13 protein-coding genes and 3 riboswitches are annotated in these 15,089 nt (G+C 70.3%); of the genes, 7 read left to right on the top strand and 6 right to left on the bottom strand.

Annotated features, from left to right (window positions below):
- Positions 1-20: 20 nt before the first annotated feature.
- The gene (metE, locus tag OHA73_RS02820; RefSeq protein WP_327654034.1) at positions 21-2,354 is read right to left on the bottom strand and encodes a 5-methyltetrahydropteroyltriglutamate--homocysteine S-methyltransferase; all 2,334 of its coding nucleotides are present in this window, start codon (positions 2,352-2,354) and stop codon (positions 21-23) included.
- A 177-nt stretch (positions 2,355-2,531) separates the two neighbouring features.
- Positions 2,532-2,729, bottom strand: a riboswitch (cobalamin riboswitch).
- Between the two features lie 107 nt (positions 2,730-2,836).
- Positions 2,837-2,959, top strand: a riboswitch (cobalamin riboswitch).
- Between the two features lie 61 nt (positions 2,960-3,020).
- On the opposite strand from metE, the gene OHA73_RS02815 reads away from it, so the two are divergent.
- From OHA73_RS02815 to OHA73_RS02805, 3 genes are all read left to right on the top strand, one after another.
- Positions 3,021-3,407: a (2Fe-2S) ferredoxin domain-containing protein gene (locus OHA73_RS02815; protein WP_327654033.1), complete on the top strand. Its 387-nt coding sequence runs from the start codon at positions 3,021-3,023 to the stop codon at positions 3,405-3,407.
- A complete protein-coding gene (locus OHA73_RS02810; protein ID WP_327654032.1) occupies positions 3,404-4,078 on the top strand; it encodes a (2Fe-2S)-binding protein in 675 nt (224 codons plus the stop codon). The genes OHA73_RS02815 and OHA73_RS02810 overlap by 4 nt, the downstream gene beginning before the upstream one ends.
- Positions 4,079-4,254: 176 nt before the next feature.
- On the top strand, positions 4,255-5,445 hold the full coding sequence (locus OHA73_RS02805; RefSeq protein WP_327654031.1) for an amidohydrolase family protein: 1,191 nt from the start codon (positions 4,255-4,257) through the stop codon (positions 5,443-5,445).
- Positions 5,446-5,657: 212 nt separating this feature from the next.
- Here OHA73_RS02805 and OHA73_RS02800 read toward each other — a convergent pair whose 3' ends face one another.
- Positions 5,658-5,948: a hypothetical protein gene (locus OHA73_RS02800; RefSeq protein WP_327654030.1), complete on the bottom strand. Its 291-nt coding sequence runs from the start codon at positions 5,946-5,948 to the stop codon at positions 5,658-5,660.
- A gap of 91 nt (positions 5,949-6,039) precedes the next feature.
- A riboswitch (ZMP/ZTP riboswitch) is annotated at positions 6,040-6,125 on the top strand.
- 22 nt (positions 6,126-6,147) lie between these two features.
- Between OHA73_RS02800 and OHA73_RS02795 the strand changes: the two genes are divergently transcribed.
- A complete protein-coding gene (locus tag OHA73_RS02795) occupies positions 6,148-7,017 on the top strand; it encodes a bifunctional 5,10-methylenetetrahydrofolate dehydrogenase/5,10-methenyltetrahydrofolate cyclohydrolase (RefSeq protein ID WP_327654029.1) in 870 nt (289 codons plus the stop codon).
- Between the two features lie 5 nt (positions 7,018-7,022).
- On the opposite strand, the gene OHA73_RS02790 is transcribed toward OHA73_RS02795, so the two are convergent.
- The 4 genes from OHA73_RS02790 to OHA73_RS02775 form a co-directional block, all read right to left on the bottom strand.
- Positions 7,023-7,796, bottom strand: a complete 774-nt coding sequence (locus OHA73_RS02790; protein WP_327654028.1) for a haloacid dehalogenase type II — start codon at positions 7,794-7,796, stop codon at positions 7,023-7,025.
- A 131-nt stretch (positions 7,797-7,927) separates the two neighbouring features.
- Positions 7,928-9,442 carry a sulfatase-like hydrolase/transferase gene (locus OHA73_RS02785; RefSeq protein WP_327654027.1) on the bottom strand — a complete coding sequence of 505 codons (1,515 nt, stop codon included), beginning with the start codon at positions 9,440-9,442 and terminating at the stop codon, positions 7,928-7,930.
- A 31-nt stretch (positions 9,443-9,473) separates the two neighbouring features.
- Entirely contained in the window at positions 9,474-10,910 is a 1,437-nt protein-coding gene (locus OHA73_RS02780; RefSeq protein WP_327654026.1) for a sugar porter family MFS transporter, read from the bottom strand.
- A 170-nt stretch (positions 10,911-11,080) separates the two neighbouring features.
- Entirely contained in the window at positions 11,081-12,052 is a 972-nt protein-coding gene (locus OHA73_RS02775) for an N-acetylglucosamine kinase (RefSeq protein WP_327654025.1), read from the bottom strand.
- A 290-nt stretch (positions 12,053-12,342) separates the two neighbouring features.
- Between OHA73_RS02775 and OHA73_RS02770 the strand changes: the two genes are divergently transcribed.
- The 3 genes from OHA73_RS02770 (at position 12,343) to OHA73_RS02760 (ending at position 14,968) form a co-directional block, all read left to right on the top strand.
- Positions 12,343-13,353, top strand: a complete 1,011-nt coding sequence (locus OHA73_RS02770) for a MurR/RpiR family transcriptional regulator (protein WP_267072294.1) — start codon at positions 12,343-12,345, stop codon at positions 13,351-13,353.
- Between the two features lie 110 nt (positions 13,354-13,463).
- Entirely contained in the window at positions 13,464-14,459 is a 996-nt protein-coding gene (locus tag OHA73_RS02765; RefSeq protein ID WP_327654024.1) for a LacI family DNA-binding transcriptional regulator, read from the top strand.
- A gap of 50 nt (positions 14,460-14,509) precedes the next feature.
- The gene (locus OHA73_RS02760) at positions 14,510-14,968 is read left to right on the top strand and encodes an RpiB/LacA/LacB family sugar-phosphate isomerase (RefSeq protein WP_327654023.1); all 459 of its coding nucleotides are present in this window, start codon (positions 14,510-14,512) and stop codon (positions 14,966-14,968) included.
- The last annotated feature ends 121 nt before the right edge of the window (positions 14,969-15,089 follow it).

Below are 15,089 nucleotides of genomic sequence, written 5' to 3'. Positions count from 1 at the left end.
AAGGCCCGCGGAGCAGCCCGTCAGGACGCGCTCCTCCCGAGCTCCTCACGGACCGTGCGTGCGGCGGCGACGAGGTGTTCCAGGGAGGCGCGGGTCTCCGGCCAGCCGCGGGTCTTCAGCCCGCAGTCCGGGTTGACCCACAGCCGCTCGGAGGGGATGGCCTCAAGTCCCGTACGCAGCAGGGCGGCTGCCTCGTCGACGCTCGGAACGCGCGGCGAGTGGATGTCGTACACGCCCGGACCGGCTTCGCGCGGGTAGCCGTGAGCGGCGAGCTCGTGGGCGACCTGCATGTGGGAGCGGGCGGCCTCCAGGCTGATGACGTCGGCGTCGAGGTCGTCGATGGCCTGCACGATGTCGCCGAACTCGGCGTAGCACATGTGCGTGTGGATCTGCGTGTCCGGTCGGACGCCGCTGGTGGTGAGGCGGAACGCCTCGGTGGCCCAGGCGAGGTAGGCCGCGTGGTCGGTGGCGCGCAACGGGAGGGTCTCGCGCAGCGCGGGTTCGTCGACCTGGATGACCGAAGTGCCGTTCGTCTCCAGGTCGTTGACCTCGTCGCGCAGAGCGAGCGCCACCTGCCGGGCGGTGTCGCCCAGTGGCTGGTCGTCGCGGACGAAGGACCAGGCGAGCATGGTGACAGGGCCGGTGAGCATGCCCTTGACGGGGCGGTCGGAGAGCGACTGGGCGTACGTCGTCCAGCGCACGGTCATCGGCTCGGGCCGGGAGATGTCGCCCGCGAGGACCGGCGGGCGGACGTAGCGGGTGCCGTAGGACTGGACCCAGCCGTGCTGGGTCGCCAGGTAGCCGTTGAGCTGCTCGGCGAAGTACTGGACCATGTCATTGCGCTCGGGCTCGCCGTGCACGAGCACGTCGATGCCGGCCTTCTCCTGGAAGGAGACGACCTCACGGATCTCGTTCCTGATGCGGTCCTCGTACCCTGTGGTGTCGATGCGACCGGCCCTCAAGTCGGCGCGGGCGGAGCGGAGTTCGCCGGTCTGCGGGAACGAGCCGATGGTCGTGGTCGGCAGCAGCGGCAGGTTCAGGAGGGCGCGCTGGGCGGCGGTCCGCTCGGCGTACGGCTGCGAGCGGCGCCCGTCGTCCTCGGTGACGGCGGCGGCGCGGCTCCGCACCGCCGGATCGCGCGTGATGGGCGAGGTGGCGCGGGAGTTCAACGCGGCACGGTTGGCCGCGAGTTCGGCCGCGACCACGCCGGTTCCCCGGGTCAGGCCCTTGGCGAGAGTGGCGACCTCGGTGGTCTTCTGGCGGGCGAAGGCGAGCCAGCGCCGGATCTGCGGCTCGATGTCCCGCTCCACGGACGCGTCCAGGGGGACGTGCAGCAGCGAGCAGGAAGCGGCCACGTCGACGCGCTCGGCGAGCCCGAGCAGGGTGCCGAGCGTGGCGAGGGACCGCTCCAGGTCGTTGACCCAGACGTTGCGGCCGTCCACCACACCGGCGACGAGACGCTTGCCGGGCAGGCCGCCGACGGCGGCGAGTTCGTCGAGGTTGGCGGCGGCGGAGCCGGTGAAGTCGAGGGCGAGGCCGTCGACGGGGGCCTTGGCGAGCACCGGCAGGGCCTCGCCGAGCCGGTCGAAGTACGAGGCGACCAGGAGCTTCGGTCGGTCGAGGAGGGCGCCGAGGTCACGGTAGGCGCGGGCGGCGGCGTTCAACTCGGCCGGGGTGCGGTCCTGCACCAGCGCGGGCTCGTCGAGCTGCACCCAGGCGGCCCCCGAGGTGCGCAGGTCGGTGAGAACCTCGGCGTAGACGGGCAGCAGCCGGTCCAGCAGGGTGAGCGGATCGAAGTCGTCGGCCACGCCCGGAGCGGGCTTCGACAGCAGGAGATAGGTGACCGGTCCGACCAGCACAGGACGGCCGTCCAGACCGAGAGCGAGGGCTTCTCGCAGCTCTGCGACCTGCTTGCCGGAATCGGCGGAGAACACTGTGTCCGGCCCCAACTCCGGGACCAAATAGTGGTAGTTGGTGTCGAACCACTTGGTCATCTCCAGCGGAGCGGCATCCTGGGTGCCGCGGGCCATGGCGAAATACCCGTCCAGGGCGTCCGCCGCGACGGCGGCCCGGTGGCGCTCGGGCACCGCCCCGACCATCACGGTCGTGTCCAGGACGTGGTCGTAGTACGAGAAGTCGCCGGTCGGCACCTCGTCGATGCCGGACGCGGCCAGGTCCTGCCAGGCGGTGCGGCGCAGTTCGGCGGCGGTGGAGTGGAGGGCGTCGGCGTCGACGCGGCCCTTCCAGTAGCCCTCGATCGCCTTCTTCAGTTCCCGGTTCGGGCCCTGGCGGGGGTAGCCGTACACGGTGGCCCGTGCGGCTGCGGTCTTTGTGGTCGCGGTCCTGGTGGTCACGGAAATCTCCTTCGAGAGACGTATCCCTGAGATCCCGGAGGACTTCTGCGGCATGAAGGAGTGACACCACCGTGGCGGCGACCGCGCGCCGCGAGGCACGGGCTTTCGCCGGTATGTGTACGCCGACCCGCCCTCGAGGTCACCGAGATCTCCGCGCACGAGTCGTCCGTGCGCGGGCAGTCGGCAGGTCTTCGGACTCGCGGGCACGCCCACCCGAAAGGGCGGACACCTAGTGACCGTCGCTTCCCAAACCCCTCTTCCGGAGTCCAGTGCGTATGACGGCGGTCGTTCCCACTCACCGCTGCGGGGCAGTCCCGGATTCCCACCGGGTTCCCTCTTGCGACGCCCCGTCTGGCGGGCGGGGCGAACCAGCTGCGTCGTTCACCCTACGGGTCCGCGCCCGGCAGGCGCTACAACGTCCGGCCCGTCGGCCGCTCCGCGCCGGATGGCATGATGACCGTGAACACGGGCGACGGCGGCCCGAGGAAACCGGTGCGAATCCGGTGCGGTACCGCCACTGTGATCGGCGAGCGGATCCCGGAGAGCCACTGCCCCGCGAGGGCGGGAAGGCCGGGACGAGCACGGACCCGAGAGCCAGGAGACTCACGCCGTCGCCACCTCGAAGCAACCCGGGGCGGAACTCCCCGGCGAGAGGGAGGAAACGGCATGCCCGAACGGCTCGCCGAAGTACCGGCACCCGCGGCGGACCGGGCGGTTCCGTGCCGCGTGGTGGTGTGCCGCGACTGCTGTTGCGGCACGGTCAAGGTCACAGGGGATCACGCGGCGCAGACGGCGCGACTGCGCCAGATTGCCCCGACGCGGATCTCCGAGTGCCTGGACGTCTGCGAACAGGCCAACGTGATCGTCGTACAGCCCTCCGCCGCCGGGCGGGCGGCCGGAGCGCGGCCGGTGTGGCACGGTCTGGTCAACGACCGTGACGCCACCGAGGACATAGCGGACTGGGTGCGGGCCGGCGGACCGGGTGTGGCGCCCCGCCCCGAGATCCTGGACCTCTACCTCATCGACGCGCCGGGCAGGGCCAAGACCTCATGAAGTCGACCGACGTGACGCCGGAACAGGTCACCGAGGCGCTGCGCGACGTGTCGAGAATCGGCGGATTCTTCGCCCTCGACACGGACTGGAGACGGCCGTCCGACGCACGGCTCGCGCGCGCCAGTTTCGGCGAACGCGCCCAGGCGGTCAACGACCGCTACAACACGCCCGAACCCCGCATCGGCGTCTCCATCGCACACCTGGGTCTTGCGGCCCGCCTTTGGTCACCGGTCCTCGCCTGCACGCTCGTCCACGGGATCGTGCCGACGATGACCACGGTGGAGTGGTCGGGCGAGGGCTCGGCTCTCCGGCTGCCCCGGCCCGAGGGCCGACGCGCGGCAGAGTTCCCGTCACTCGCCGACGCGGTCCACTCGGAGGTGGACGGCGTCCTGGCGGCGGTCGAGAGCGGCTTCACCACCAAGGTGGCGCCGCGCCTGCTGGCCGGCAATTCCGCGTCGGCGCTCGTCGGATCGGCGGCGCAACTACTCAGGTCCCGGCCCGAGTTGCGCACGGATCTCACCCGCCTGACGCACGAACTGCTGGAGACGGGCCGACTGCGGGGCACGGGCCGGATCACCGGAGCCGATCTCGCGTTCCGGCGGCGCAGCTGCTGCCTCTTCTACCGCGCTCCTGGCGGCGGCAAGTGCGGAGACTGCTGTTTGGCGCGCTGACGGGACGGCGATGGTGCGCTGATGGTGCGGCGATGACGACAAGACACACAAGACACATCAGCGCCGGGGGGACCGACATCCACCAACTCCTCGCTCTGTCTGATGTCCTGTCTGATGTTCTGCCTCCAGTACCTCCAGTAGCCGACGTCCTCGCACGCGAAAGAGAGCCGCGCCTCATGTTGATCACCGCCGCGCAAGTACTGGCCGGACCCGATCGTGACGCTGTCGCCGACGGCGCGGTGCTCGTACGCGAGGGCGTCATCGCCTGCGCCGGCCCGCGCGAAGAGGTCGAGCGCCAGGCGCGGCCCGACGATCCTCGGCTCGCCTTTCCTGCCGGGACCGTGCTCCCGGGCCTGATCGATGCCCACGTGCACCTCTGCTTCGACGCGGGCCCCGACCCCGTCGCCACGCTCCAGGAACAGGGCGACGAGGCGCTGTTCGCCGCCATGACCGGTCGAGCGCAGCAGCTGCTGAACGTCGGCGTCACGACGGTCCGTGATCTCGGTGACCGGGGCGGCCTCGCGGTGCGTCTCGCCCGGGGCATCAGGGAGGGCTCGGTCGTCGGCCCGCGTGTCGTCCCGGCGACGGTGCCCGTCACTCCGCCCGGTGGCCATTGCTGGTTCCTCGGCGGTGAGGTCTCCGGCCCCGATGAGATCCGGCGTCTGGTGCGGCGCAACGTGGAGGCGGGCGCCCAGGTCATCAAGGTCATGGAGACGGGCGGCGGGCTCACCAAAGGTGGGGCCAAGAGCTGGGAAACCCAGTTCTCCGAGGAGGAGTTGGCGGCGCTCGTCGACGAGGCACACCGCGCCGGACTGCCGGTCGCCGCGCACGCGCACGGCGCGGACGGTATCGCCGCAGCGGCCGCGGCGGGGGTCGACAGCATCGAGCACTGCACGTGGATGACGGCCGACGGATTCGAGGTCCGCCAGGACGTGCTCGACCAGATCGTCCAGCGGAACATCTACGTCTGCCCCACGGTCAGCCCGAACTGGCGGATGCTGCCGAAGTTCTTCGGCGCCGAGCGCGCCGAGGCCATGTTCGGCGCGGTGCGTCGGATGGCCGAGGCCGGTGCGCGGCTGATCGCGGGCACCGACGCGGGCGTCCAGCGCGCCGGGTTCGACGGCCTGCCCGCCAGCCTCACGTTCTACGAGCACCTGGGCCTGCCCAACGACCGCATCCTCGCGATGGCCACGACGGAAGCCGCTCGCGCGCTGGGCCTGAACGAGACGACCGGCCAGCTCACTCCCGGCTACAGCGCGGACATCCTCGTGGTGGCGGGCGACCCGCTCGCAGAGCTTGGGGCGCTGCGGTCCGTGGAGACGGTGATCGCGGCGGGCCGACTGCACGGGCCGAGAGACAACGCGTAGCGGGGGAGGCGGAGTTGTTCAGTCCCCGGGGCCCTCGCACGGGTCGTCGCCGGAGGCCAGTGGCCGGGTGTCAGCCGCCAGGCAGGAGGAATACACGCGCGTCGGCGTGGGCTGTGGCTCAGGTCCTGATGTGGCATTCATTGCGACGGCCAACCCGACGCCGGCGGCGACAAGCATGACCAGGACGGCGACCAGCATGACGAAGCGGATCGTCATTCACCGCCGAAGTGGTCGCGGAGCGCCTCGTGGCAGTCGTCCTCGCCGGAGCTCCGGACGCGCGAGAACGCCACCACCCCGTCCTTCCTGCCGTCCTCCTCGTTCTTGGCCAACTGCCTCTCGATGCCCGCGATCAGCTCGGCGCACGGGGCGCTGACGGGCTTCTCGGGTTGCGGGTCTGGCTCCGAGGAGGCGTTGATGCCGAAGGTGACGGCGAGGCCGGCCGCGCACAGCACCGCCCACGTGACAACCCACGCGCGGCGGCTCGTCGGTATGAGTCTCGGCACCCCGGCATCCTACGAGCGTTTCGGCGGACTTTCACCGAATCGGATCTTCTCGTCGGCGCGCTCCGTGCGGCTGCGGTGTCCATTACAGTTCCTCGTGGGCCGTGACTGGCGCTGAGGTGGAGTACCACCGGGGAGCGGTCCGACAAGATGTCGTTGCCGTGCGCCTGGGCGAGTGGTCAGCAACGCCTGGAGGGCAACGATGTCCGAGACTCGCACGGCTCACCTCATGGACGGCTCCGGCCTCGCCAATCGGATCGTCGCGGAGACCGCCGCCAGGGCGGCGGAGATCACCGGACGTACGGGGGGCAGTCCCTGTCTGGCGACGGTACTGGTGGGCGAGGACCCCGCGTCCGCCACCTACGTCCGCATGAAGCGGGCACGGTGCGCGAAGGCAGGCATCACCTCCCGGCACATCGGCCTGCCCGCCACCACCACGACCGCCGAACTGGTGCGCACCCTCACGGAGTTGTCCGGCGATCCGGACGTGCACGGCATCCTGCTGCAGCACCCTTGCGGCCCGCACATCGACGAGCGAGCCGCGTTCGAGGCCATCGCGCCGGAGAAGGACGTCGACGGGGTCACGATGCATTCCTTCGCCGCGATGAGCTTCGCGCGGCCCGGCTTCGTGTCGTGCACGCCGGGCGGAATCATGCGGTTGCTCGAGGCGTACAACGTCGAACTCGCCGGCAAGCGGGCCGTGGTGGTGGGACGCAGCGCGATTCTCGGCAAGCCGGTCGGGATGCTCCTGCTCGCAAAGGACGCGACGGTGACCTACTGCCACTCCCGCACCACCGACCTGTCGGCGATCCTGAGGGAAGCGGACATCGTGGTGGCAGCCGTGGGGCGGCCCCGGCTGATCCACGGTGCGGACATCAAACCGGGTGCGGTCGTGATCGACGCCGGCTACAACCCCGGCAACGTCGGCGACGTGGACCATGACACCGCCCTCACCCGAGCCGGTCTGATCACCCCGGTTCCCGGTGGCGTCGGGCCGATGACCATCGCGGTGCTGCTCGAGCAGACAGTGAAGGCCGCCGCGGACCAGCTCGGAACGCCGCACCACATGTGAGACCGCTATTCGCGCCCCCAGAACGGCGCGAGATGCCGGTCCGCAGTCCAGGGCCTGTCACCCACCAGCGTCGCCAGCTGGACCAGGTCTCCCGCCACCAGGTCCCAGTCCGCGTCGGGTGTCACGTCCTTCGTCTGCGTGGGTCCGTACTCGGTCGGGCGGGCGACGAAGGCGGTTCGAAGGCCCACGTCGCGGGCGGCGCGCAGGTCTTCGTTGTGTGCTGCCGCGAGCATGACCTGTTCGGGGCGCAGCCCCAGGAAGGCGGCGGCCCGTTCGTAGGCCTGGCGTTGGGGTTTGTACGCGCGGGTGATGTCGGAGGCGACGATCACGTCCCAGGGGAGGCCCGCGTGCTTGGCCAGGCGGGACAGGAGCGCGAGGTTGCCGTTCGACAGTGCTCCCGTCGTCACGCTCCGGGCCAGTCGTTCGAGACCGGGAACGGAATCGGCCCACGCCGGCAGCCGATGCCACGCCTCGTTGAGCCACCTCAACTCGGTCTCGTCGAACGCCGTGGGGTCGACGCCGTGCTCGTCCAGCACGGTCCGCAGGTTCTCCGCGTGGAGCACGTCGAGCGGCACGAATCCCCGTTGACCGGTGCGTACGGGTTCCATCGCCGGCTGGTAGAGCTCCCGCCAGCGCATCGCGAACGCGGTCCCGTCGAGTGTCAGGCCGTGCCGTGCGGCGAAGTCGTCGACGGCGGCCGCGACTCCGGTCCGCCAGTCGACGACGGTGCCGAAGGTGTCGAACAGCACGGCCTCGACCTGCTGAATTCGCCCATCCACTGGAAACGACCTTTCGTAGGCGGCGAGGACGGTCCGGTGCGGCGACGCGAAGGATCATGATGCCGCCGGAGCGTGGGCGGGGTAAAGACATCAGGCGCCGCAGGCGATCCGGCGGATCCGTCGTGCTGCTCTCACGACACCACGGGGCGGCGCTGGGGCTGTGCGCCCGTGTCCGTGGTGTCGCGGTCGGTGCGGTCGAGGTCCGCCATGAAGTGCATCCAGCGGTAGAACATGTCGCCGCGGGCGCGGAGCTCCGTGTACAGCTTGTCGCTCAACTCCCGTCGCACGGTGCGATGGGCGGGGGAGGTGTACACGTTGAGCAGTTCGTGCGGGTCCTCTTCCAGGTCGTACAGCTCGTTGACGCTCTCGGGGTTCCAGACGAGCTTGTAGCGGTCGGTCCGGATCATGCGCTGCGGGTAGGGGAAGTGGTGTCCGTGGAACTCGGCAAGGATGTGCGGGCGCCAGTCCGACGGCTCCTCGCCGCGGATCAGCGGGAGCAGGCTCTGCCCGTCGCCCGGGATGTCCGGAGTGATGCCGGCGAGTTCGCGGATGGTGGCGGTGAAGTCGATGAGCGAGGTGAACTGCCGGACCCGCGTCGGCTCCGCCCCCGGCACGCGGACGAGCCCGGGGATGCGGTAGATGTCCTCGTACATCGCGGGGCCCTTGTCGTTGAGGCGGTGGGCTCCGGTGAATTCGCCGTGGTCGGCGGTGAACATGATGGCCGTGCTGTCGTAGAGCCCGGCGTCGTCCAGAACGTCGAGCAGCCTGCCGATCTGGTCGTCGATCATCGTGACGTAACCCCAGTACACGGCGATCAGCTTGCGCCATTGGTCGGGGCTGAAGTGGTCGGCGGACCAGTAGTCCTTGTACCGCTCCTGCACCGCGGGCTTGCCCGCGAAGGTCTCCGCCATCGAGGCGGGGAGCACCACGTCCGCGGGGTCGTACATGTCGAAGTACTTGTCCGGCACCAGGTAGGGAAGGTGCGGGCCGAAGTACTGGCAGGCGAGGTAGAACGGCTTGCCGTCGGCCTGGTGGTCGGTGACGTAGCCGCGCAGGGTGTCGAGCGCCCTGTCGGTGAGGAACTGCTCGAAGGAGGCCTCCGTCGGCTGGTCGAGCCGGCCGGCGATGAGATGGCCGGGTGATCCGTCGGGCAGGACGCCGTGCGTGGCGTCCCTGACCTGTGGCTTCACTTGGCCCGTACGGTCCAGCCAGTCGAGGTAGCCCGGAAGGTTGGTGCCGTTGAGAGCGCCGGGCAGGTGCTCGGCGTCGTGTCCGTAGTACTCGGGTCCGCGGTCGCGCCCGACATGCCACTTGCCGACGTGTCCGACGTTGTAGCCGGCCGACCTGAGCTCACGGGACAGGATGGGGAGCCCGTCCGGCAGCTCTTCGCGGCCCCCGCTGTTCCACTCGTAGTTGGCGAGCAGCTGGTGCCGGAACGGGTGCAGGCCGGTGAGAAGGCTTGCGCGGGCGGGCGTGCAGATGGCGGTCGGGGTGTAGCAGCGGTCCAGCCTGGCTCCGTCGCCGGCGATCCGGTCGAGGTTCGGGGTGCGGACGACGTCGTTCCCGTAGCAGCCGAGGGTGTCGATCCGGTGCTGATCGGTCATCAGGAAGAGGATGTTGGGCTTGTCGGTCATGCGGTCGGTCATGCGGAGGTCTCTTTCACGTGCTGTCGGCCGGTCAGATGGTTTCGGGCTGTGGGGGAGCGGGGTGCTTCACCGGGGCGGTCTCGGGCCATTTGCCGCCGTTCTCCCAGTACTGCTTGATGCTTTCGAGCGGACGCCCCTTGGTCTCGGGCGCCAGCTTCCACATGAAGGCCCACGAGGCGAGGGTGATGACGACGAATCCGATGAAGACGACCTCGCCGCCGACGGCGTTGAGGATCGTGAGGAAGAACTGCGCGATGAACAGGTTGATGCCGTAGTCGACGGTCAGCGTGATGGACGCGCCCGCCGCGCGCAGTGATCCCGGGAGACTCTCCGAGGCGTACACCCAGATCAACGCGCCGAGACCCAGCCCGAATCCGGCCTGGAAGAGCACGAACCCGAGGATGGCCAGCACCTGCGTCGTGGTGGTCCGCACGCCGGTGACGTACGTGAGCGCGATCAGACCGTGCGCGACCGCCATGACCGCGAGGCCGGTCAGCATCAGTGGACGCCGTCCGATCCGGTCGACCCGGAGCGCCGAGAACGTGGTGGCGACCGCGGTGACCACCTGGATGGCCGCGGGGATCAGCAGGAGCGAGGTGTAGCCGCTGAACCCCATGGACTGCAGGATCAGAGGCTTGTAGTAGACGAGTGCGTTGATGCCGGTCAGCTTCATGATGGCGCCCAGACCCACCAGGAAGACAAGGGCCCGGAGATAGGGCGGACGCAGGAGTGTGCGCACGGTCTCACCGCGACGGCGGGGGCCCGCCTCCTGGGTGGCGAGCGTGGCTCGGAGGTCGGCGAGTGCCCGGACCGTGTCGACGTCACGGCCGAGCTTGCGCAGCGCTTCCTCCGCCTGGCGGTGCCGCCCCTTCATCACGTACCAGCGTGGTGTGTCCATGCGCGTGCACAGCACCCAGAAGACGGCGACCGCCGGAACGGCGGCCACGCCCAGAATCCATCGCCAGGACTCGGTGGGAGCCAGGAGGTACGCGACGGCGTAGGCCAGCATGATGCCGATGCAGTTGGCGAGTTGGTAGATGATGACCAGCCCACCGCGGTTCGTGGCCGGTGAGGACTCGGCGACGTACACCGGTGCGGCGACGGTGGATATCCCGATGGCGACGCCGAGCAGGAGCCGGGACGCGTCGAGGACCAGCAGGTTCGGGGCCGCGGCGCAGGTGAGGGCGAAGACCGCGAAGCCGGCGGTGACGACCAGCATGCCGCCCCTGCGCCCGATCGCGTTGATGAGGCGGCCCGCGACCAGGGCGCCGATCAACTGGCCGACGCCGAGGATCGTCACGATCGAGGCGGCCTGGGCCATGGTGAGATCGAAGTCGCCGGGGAGGAACAGCAGCGCACCCGCGCTGGCGCCCACGTCATAGCCGTAGATGACACCGACGGCGGCGGCGCTGCCGACGATGGCGAGGGGCGGCCTGCCCGCTCCTGATGTCCGCTCCGACGAACGCATGGGGAGTCTCACAACGAGCCTTTCTGTCCAGTGGGTTGGCGAAGCTCATGAACACGGGCGAGGTGATGCGTGGGGGCGAGCGGAGACTCCGGCGGAAACGAGCAGGGACGCCGGCGGAACCGAGCAGGGACGCCGACGGAACCGAACCGCTCCGATGCGGCTGGAGCGGCTCACACGGATGACAGGCCGACCCTGGTGACAAAGGCCTCGTGAGGGGCATCGCGCCGCGAGGCGAGCAGACGGGCCCCCTCAAGGGAACCGCCCAGAGGCTGTACGCGCGGCAGTTCGCGCCCGGATGTGAGAAGGAGGGTGTCGAACTCGGTCGGCAGTGCGCCCTCCAAGTGGGCGAGCCCTCCCGTCACCGTCACCGGCAGCGGTGATGTGTCACCGAGCCGGCGTGCCACGGCGATGACCGTCTCGCACCATGCGGTCGCGGCCTCGCGCAGGATGGCGTCCGCGACCGAGTCGCCCGCGGCGGCCGCCTTCGCGACGGCGGGCGCGAAGGCCGCGGTCGCCCGGGCGGTGTTGCCGCCCTGGTCCAGCGCGGCGGGCAGCTGTTCCAGCGGGCCGTACTGCTGTCGGGCGGCCTGCGCGAGGAGACTCTCCGGACCTCGGCCGTCGTGGGCCCTGAGGGCGGCGCGCAGCCCGGCCCGCCCGATCCACGAACCGCTGCCCTCGTCGCCCAGCCACGGGCCCCAGCCGTCGGCCCGTGCGAACGAACCGTCATGTCCGAAGCCCACGGCGACCGTTCCGGTCCCCGCCGCGAGCACGATGCCCGCCGAGCCACCAAGGGCACCGGCATGCGAGGTGATCGCGTCACTGGTGACCGCGACCTCGTCCGCGGCAAGGCTGGACCGCAGTCGCCGTGCCAGTTCGTCGGCGGCTTGCGGGGCGGTGGCCGCCCCTGCGGCCCCGACGCACACCGCGGTGGGTGCCGGGACGCCGGCCTGGTCGAGGACGGTGCGCCCCGCGGTGAGCACGGCCTTCTCGGTGAGCGTCACACCATCGGGGCCTGCCAGACCGGGTGCTCCGGAAGCCTCACGGATCTCGGGCGGTGTGGTGGCGGACGTGTGCGTCCAAAGAGCGGCTCGGCAGCCGGTTTTGCCTACATCTACAGCCAGGACGGCAGTCAGGGCGCTCACCTCACAGAGGCAGAAGGGAACCAGTGGATTACGTGCGTGTGCCGAAGCCAGGGAGCAGCTGGGGGTCGGTCGCTCCATGGATTCGTGAGGTCGAACAGCCGCGTGGCAAGGGCTGGTGGTGCCGGGCAGGACCTCGTCCGAACGGCCGGTGAAGGTCGTCGTGACGCGGGCCAGTATCGGAACGGTCAGAGGTCAATGTCAATAAGTTTCGGGGGAGTTCGTCTCGGGGTTACTTATTGACGTGTGCGAGGTTGCGCCTACGCTGGTCCCCACACACGGGGAGGCTTCACATGGGTCGTCCGACCACACGCACCGACTCGAACGAGAGTGCCGGAGAGCCGTCCGGAGACATCCTGGTGCGCATCCGCTCGGCGCTCCCCGCCCTCGCGCCCGCCGAACAGCGGGTGGCCGAAGCCATCATCGAAGACCCTGCCCAGGCCTCGCGTTGGAGCATCGGTGTGCTCGCGGACCGGGCCCGGACCTCGGTCACCACCGTGATGCGCTTCTGTCGGACCAACGGCCTGCGGAGCTACCCCGAATTGCGCCTCGCGCTCGCAGGGGCCGTCGCGTTGGAGAACGCGCAGAGCCAGCCGCGGACGCACAGTCACACCGACATCAGCGAGACGGACACCCTCGACGAGATCGCGGACAAGATCGTCTTCCATGAGGCGCGAGGGCTCGAAGAGACCCGTGCGCAACTCGACATCGACGTACTGAAACGCGTCGTCGAGGCCGTAGGCGGTGCCCGGCGCATCGACATCTTCGGCGTGGGGGCCAGTGGGTTCGTGGCGGCGGATCTCCATCAAAAGCTGCACCGGATCGGCCTGATGGCCTTCGTGTGGACGGACGCCCACGCCGCGCTGACCGCCACCGCGCTGCTTCGGCCGGGGGATGTCGCCCTGGGCATCTCGCACTCCGGCACCACGGCGGACACCCTCGACCCGCTGCAGGCGGCGGCCGAACGCGGGGCGACGACCGTGGCCCTGACGAACTTCCCGCGCTCGCCGCTGGCCGAAAGCGCCGATCTCGTACTCACCACGTCGGTCCGGGAGATGCCGCTGCGCTCAGGGGCGACCGTCAGCCGAACCGCCCAACTCGCCGTCGTGGACTGCCTCTTCGTGGGGGTGGCGCAGCGTTGCTACGACCACAGTGCGACCGCGCTGAACGACACCTTCAAGGCGATCCACCGCAGAAGCGTCCCGTACACCGCCGCTCGGCGCTCGACACCTGATGCCCCGTCCGTGCCGGCCCAGGACGCGTCGCCGCGTGGTGGGTCGGACCAGAGCGGGGTACCTGACTGACCGGCCCGGTCACCCCAACCTCTTGCCCGCGCCCCGCCCCGTATGCGATCTTAAAGTCATCCATGCTATGGAAACGTTTCCATGGAATCCACGAGGAGGTGGAGCAACGGATGGCCACGATCAAGGACGTCGCGGCGCGGGCCGGGGTCGCGCTGGGGACCGCATCCCGGGTGCTCAGTGGGAGCAGTCAGACCTCGGTCGACTCCCGCGCCCGAGTGCTGGCGGCCGCCGCCGAGTTGGGCTACATCGCCAACGGGCCCGCCCGTGCGCTGCGGCGGGCCCGGACCGACGTACTGGGACTGCTCGTCTCGGACATCCGCAACCCGTTCTTCTCCGAACTGGCGCACGCCGCCGAGCAGGAGGCCCGCCGGCACGGCTACACCGTCCTGCTGGCCAACGCCAACGAGGACGCCGACCAGGCCGACGCCTACCTGCAGACCTTCGCCTCCCAGCGCATCGACGGCCTGCTGTTCGCGCCGCAGAGCACCGTCTCGCCGCAGCTCGCCGCCACCGTCGCCTCCGGCCTTCCGCTCGTCTTCCTCAACCGCACCATCGACGGCATCGACGCGCCGATGTACGGCACGGACAACGCGCAGGGCGTCGGGCAGGTGCTCGACTGGCTGCAGCGGCGCGGGCATCGCGACGTCGCCTTCATCGGGGGCCCCGACACCATCTCCACCGGCGCCGAGCGCCGCGCCGCCTACCTCGCCGGGCGCGAGCGGCACGGCATCAGTACCGACCAAGGGCTGTTGGAGGCAGGTGACTTCCTCGCCGACGGAGCGGCCAAGGCCATGCACCGCATCCTCGACCGCGGCGTCCCGTTCACGGCGGTCTTCGGTGCGAACGGCCTGACCACCCTCGGCGCCGTACGTGCGCTGCGCGAGCGGCTCGGCGTCGAACAGGCGGCCCGGATCGAGGTCGTGTCCGTCGACGACCTCGACTGGTTCGAGTTCGCCTCGCCACCCATCAGCGCGGTCCGCCAGGACGCGGCGGAGATCGGACGCCTCGGCGTACGCGGGGTCGTGGACCTCATCGCCGGGCGCGCGGCCGCAGGCGAACGCGTCCCCACATCCTTCGTCGACCGGTCTCCCAAGGCCCAACAGTGAGTTTCCGCACGGCACTTGCGGTCACAGAAATCCGAAAGGCAGGACAACACATGAGGGTCGCCCTCGGCGCGGACCATGCCGGTTTCGCACTCAAGGACGCCGTCCGACAGGCCATCGAGGCGCTCGGGCACGACGTGGTGGACTGCGGCACCCACAGCAGCGAAGCCGTCGACTTCCCCGACATCACCCGCGCCACCTGCGAGCCGGTGCTCAGCGGCGCCGCCGACCGCGCCGTGCTCGTGTGCGGCACCGGCCAGGGCGCCGTCATGGCCGCCAACAAGCTGCCCGGCATCCGCTGCGGCCTCGCCCACGAGCCGTACTCCGCCCATCAGTCGGTCGAGCACGACGACGCCAACGCGATCGCCATGGGTGCCTGGCTCGTGCCGCACGCGCTGGTGCCCGACATCGTGCGCGAGTTCCTGGGCGCCACCTTCGACGACGACGCGGAGACCCGCCGCCGCGTCGCGAAACTCAACGCCCTCGACGACCTGACGCCCACCACCGCCTGACACACCCCCGCCGCACCACCCCCGCTCTCCCTCGCACCGCCCCCTCCCCACGCCCGCGCACACCCACCGCGCCAGGCGTCCCCTCGGCGTACCCGCACGTGCCCCGAACCCGCAGGAGATC

Source organism: Streptomyces sp. NBC_00483, assembly GCF_036013745.1.
In the GTDB taxonomy this organism is placed as follows: domain Bacteria; phylum Actinomycetota; class Actinomycetes; order Streptomycetales; family Streptomycetaceae; genus Streptomyces.
The sequence above is the reverse complement of the archived record's forward strand: the minus strand, read 5'-3'. Positions and strand labels throughout refer to the sequence as shown.

Coding starts and splice junctions, on each gene's coding strand:
- OHA73_RS02815 (WP_327654033.1), top strand. CDS start 3,021: ATGCCCGAACGGCTCGCCGAAGTACCGGCACCCGCGGCGGACCGGGCG.
- OHA73_RS02810 (WP_327654032.1), top strand. CDS start 3,404: ATGAAGTCGACCGACGTGACGCCGGAACAGGTCACCGAGGCGCTGCGC.
- OHA73_RS02805 (WP_327654031.1), top strand. CDS start 4,255: ATGTTGATCACCGCCGCGCAAGTACTGGCCGGACCCGATCGTGACGCT.
- OHA73_RS02795 (WP_327654029.1), top strand. CDS start 6,148: ATGTCCGAGACTCGCACGGCTCACCTCATGGACGGCTCCGGCCTCGCC.
- OHA73_RS02785 (WP_327654027.1), bottom strand. CDS start 9,442: ATGACCGACCGCATGACCGACAAGCCCAACATCCTCTTCCTGATGACC.
- OHA73_RS02780 (WP_327654026.1), bottom strand. CDS start 10,910: ATGCGTTCGTCGGAGCGGACATCAGGAGCGGGCAGGCCGCCCCTCGCC.
- OHA73_RS02770 (WP_267072294.1), top strand. CDS start 12,343: ATGGGTCGTCCGACCACACGCACCGACTCGAACGAGAGTGCCGGAGAG.
- OHA73_RS02765 (WP_327654024.1), top strand. CDS start 13,464: ATGGCCACGATCAAGGACGTCGCGGCGCGGGCCGGGGTCGCGCTGGGG.
- OHA73_RS02760 (WP_327654023.1), top strand. CDS start 14,510: ATGAGGGTCGCCCTCGGCGCGGACCATGCCGGTTTCGCACTCAAGGAC.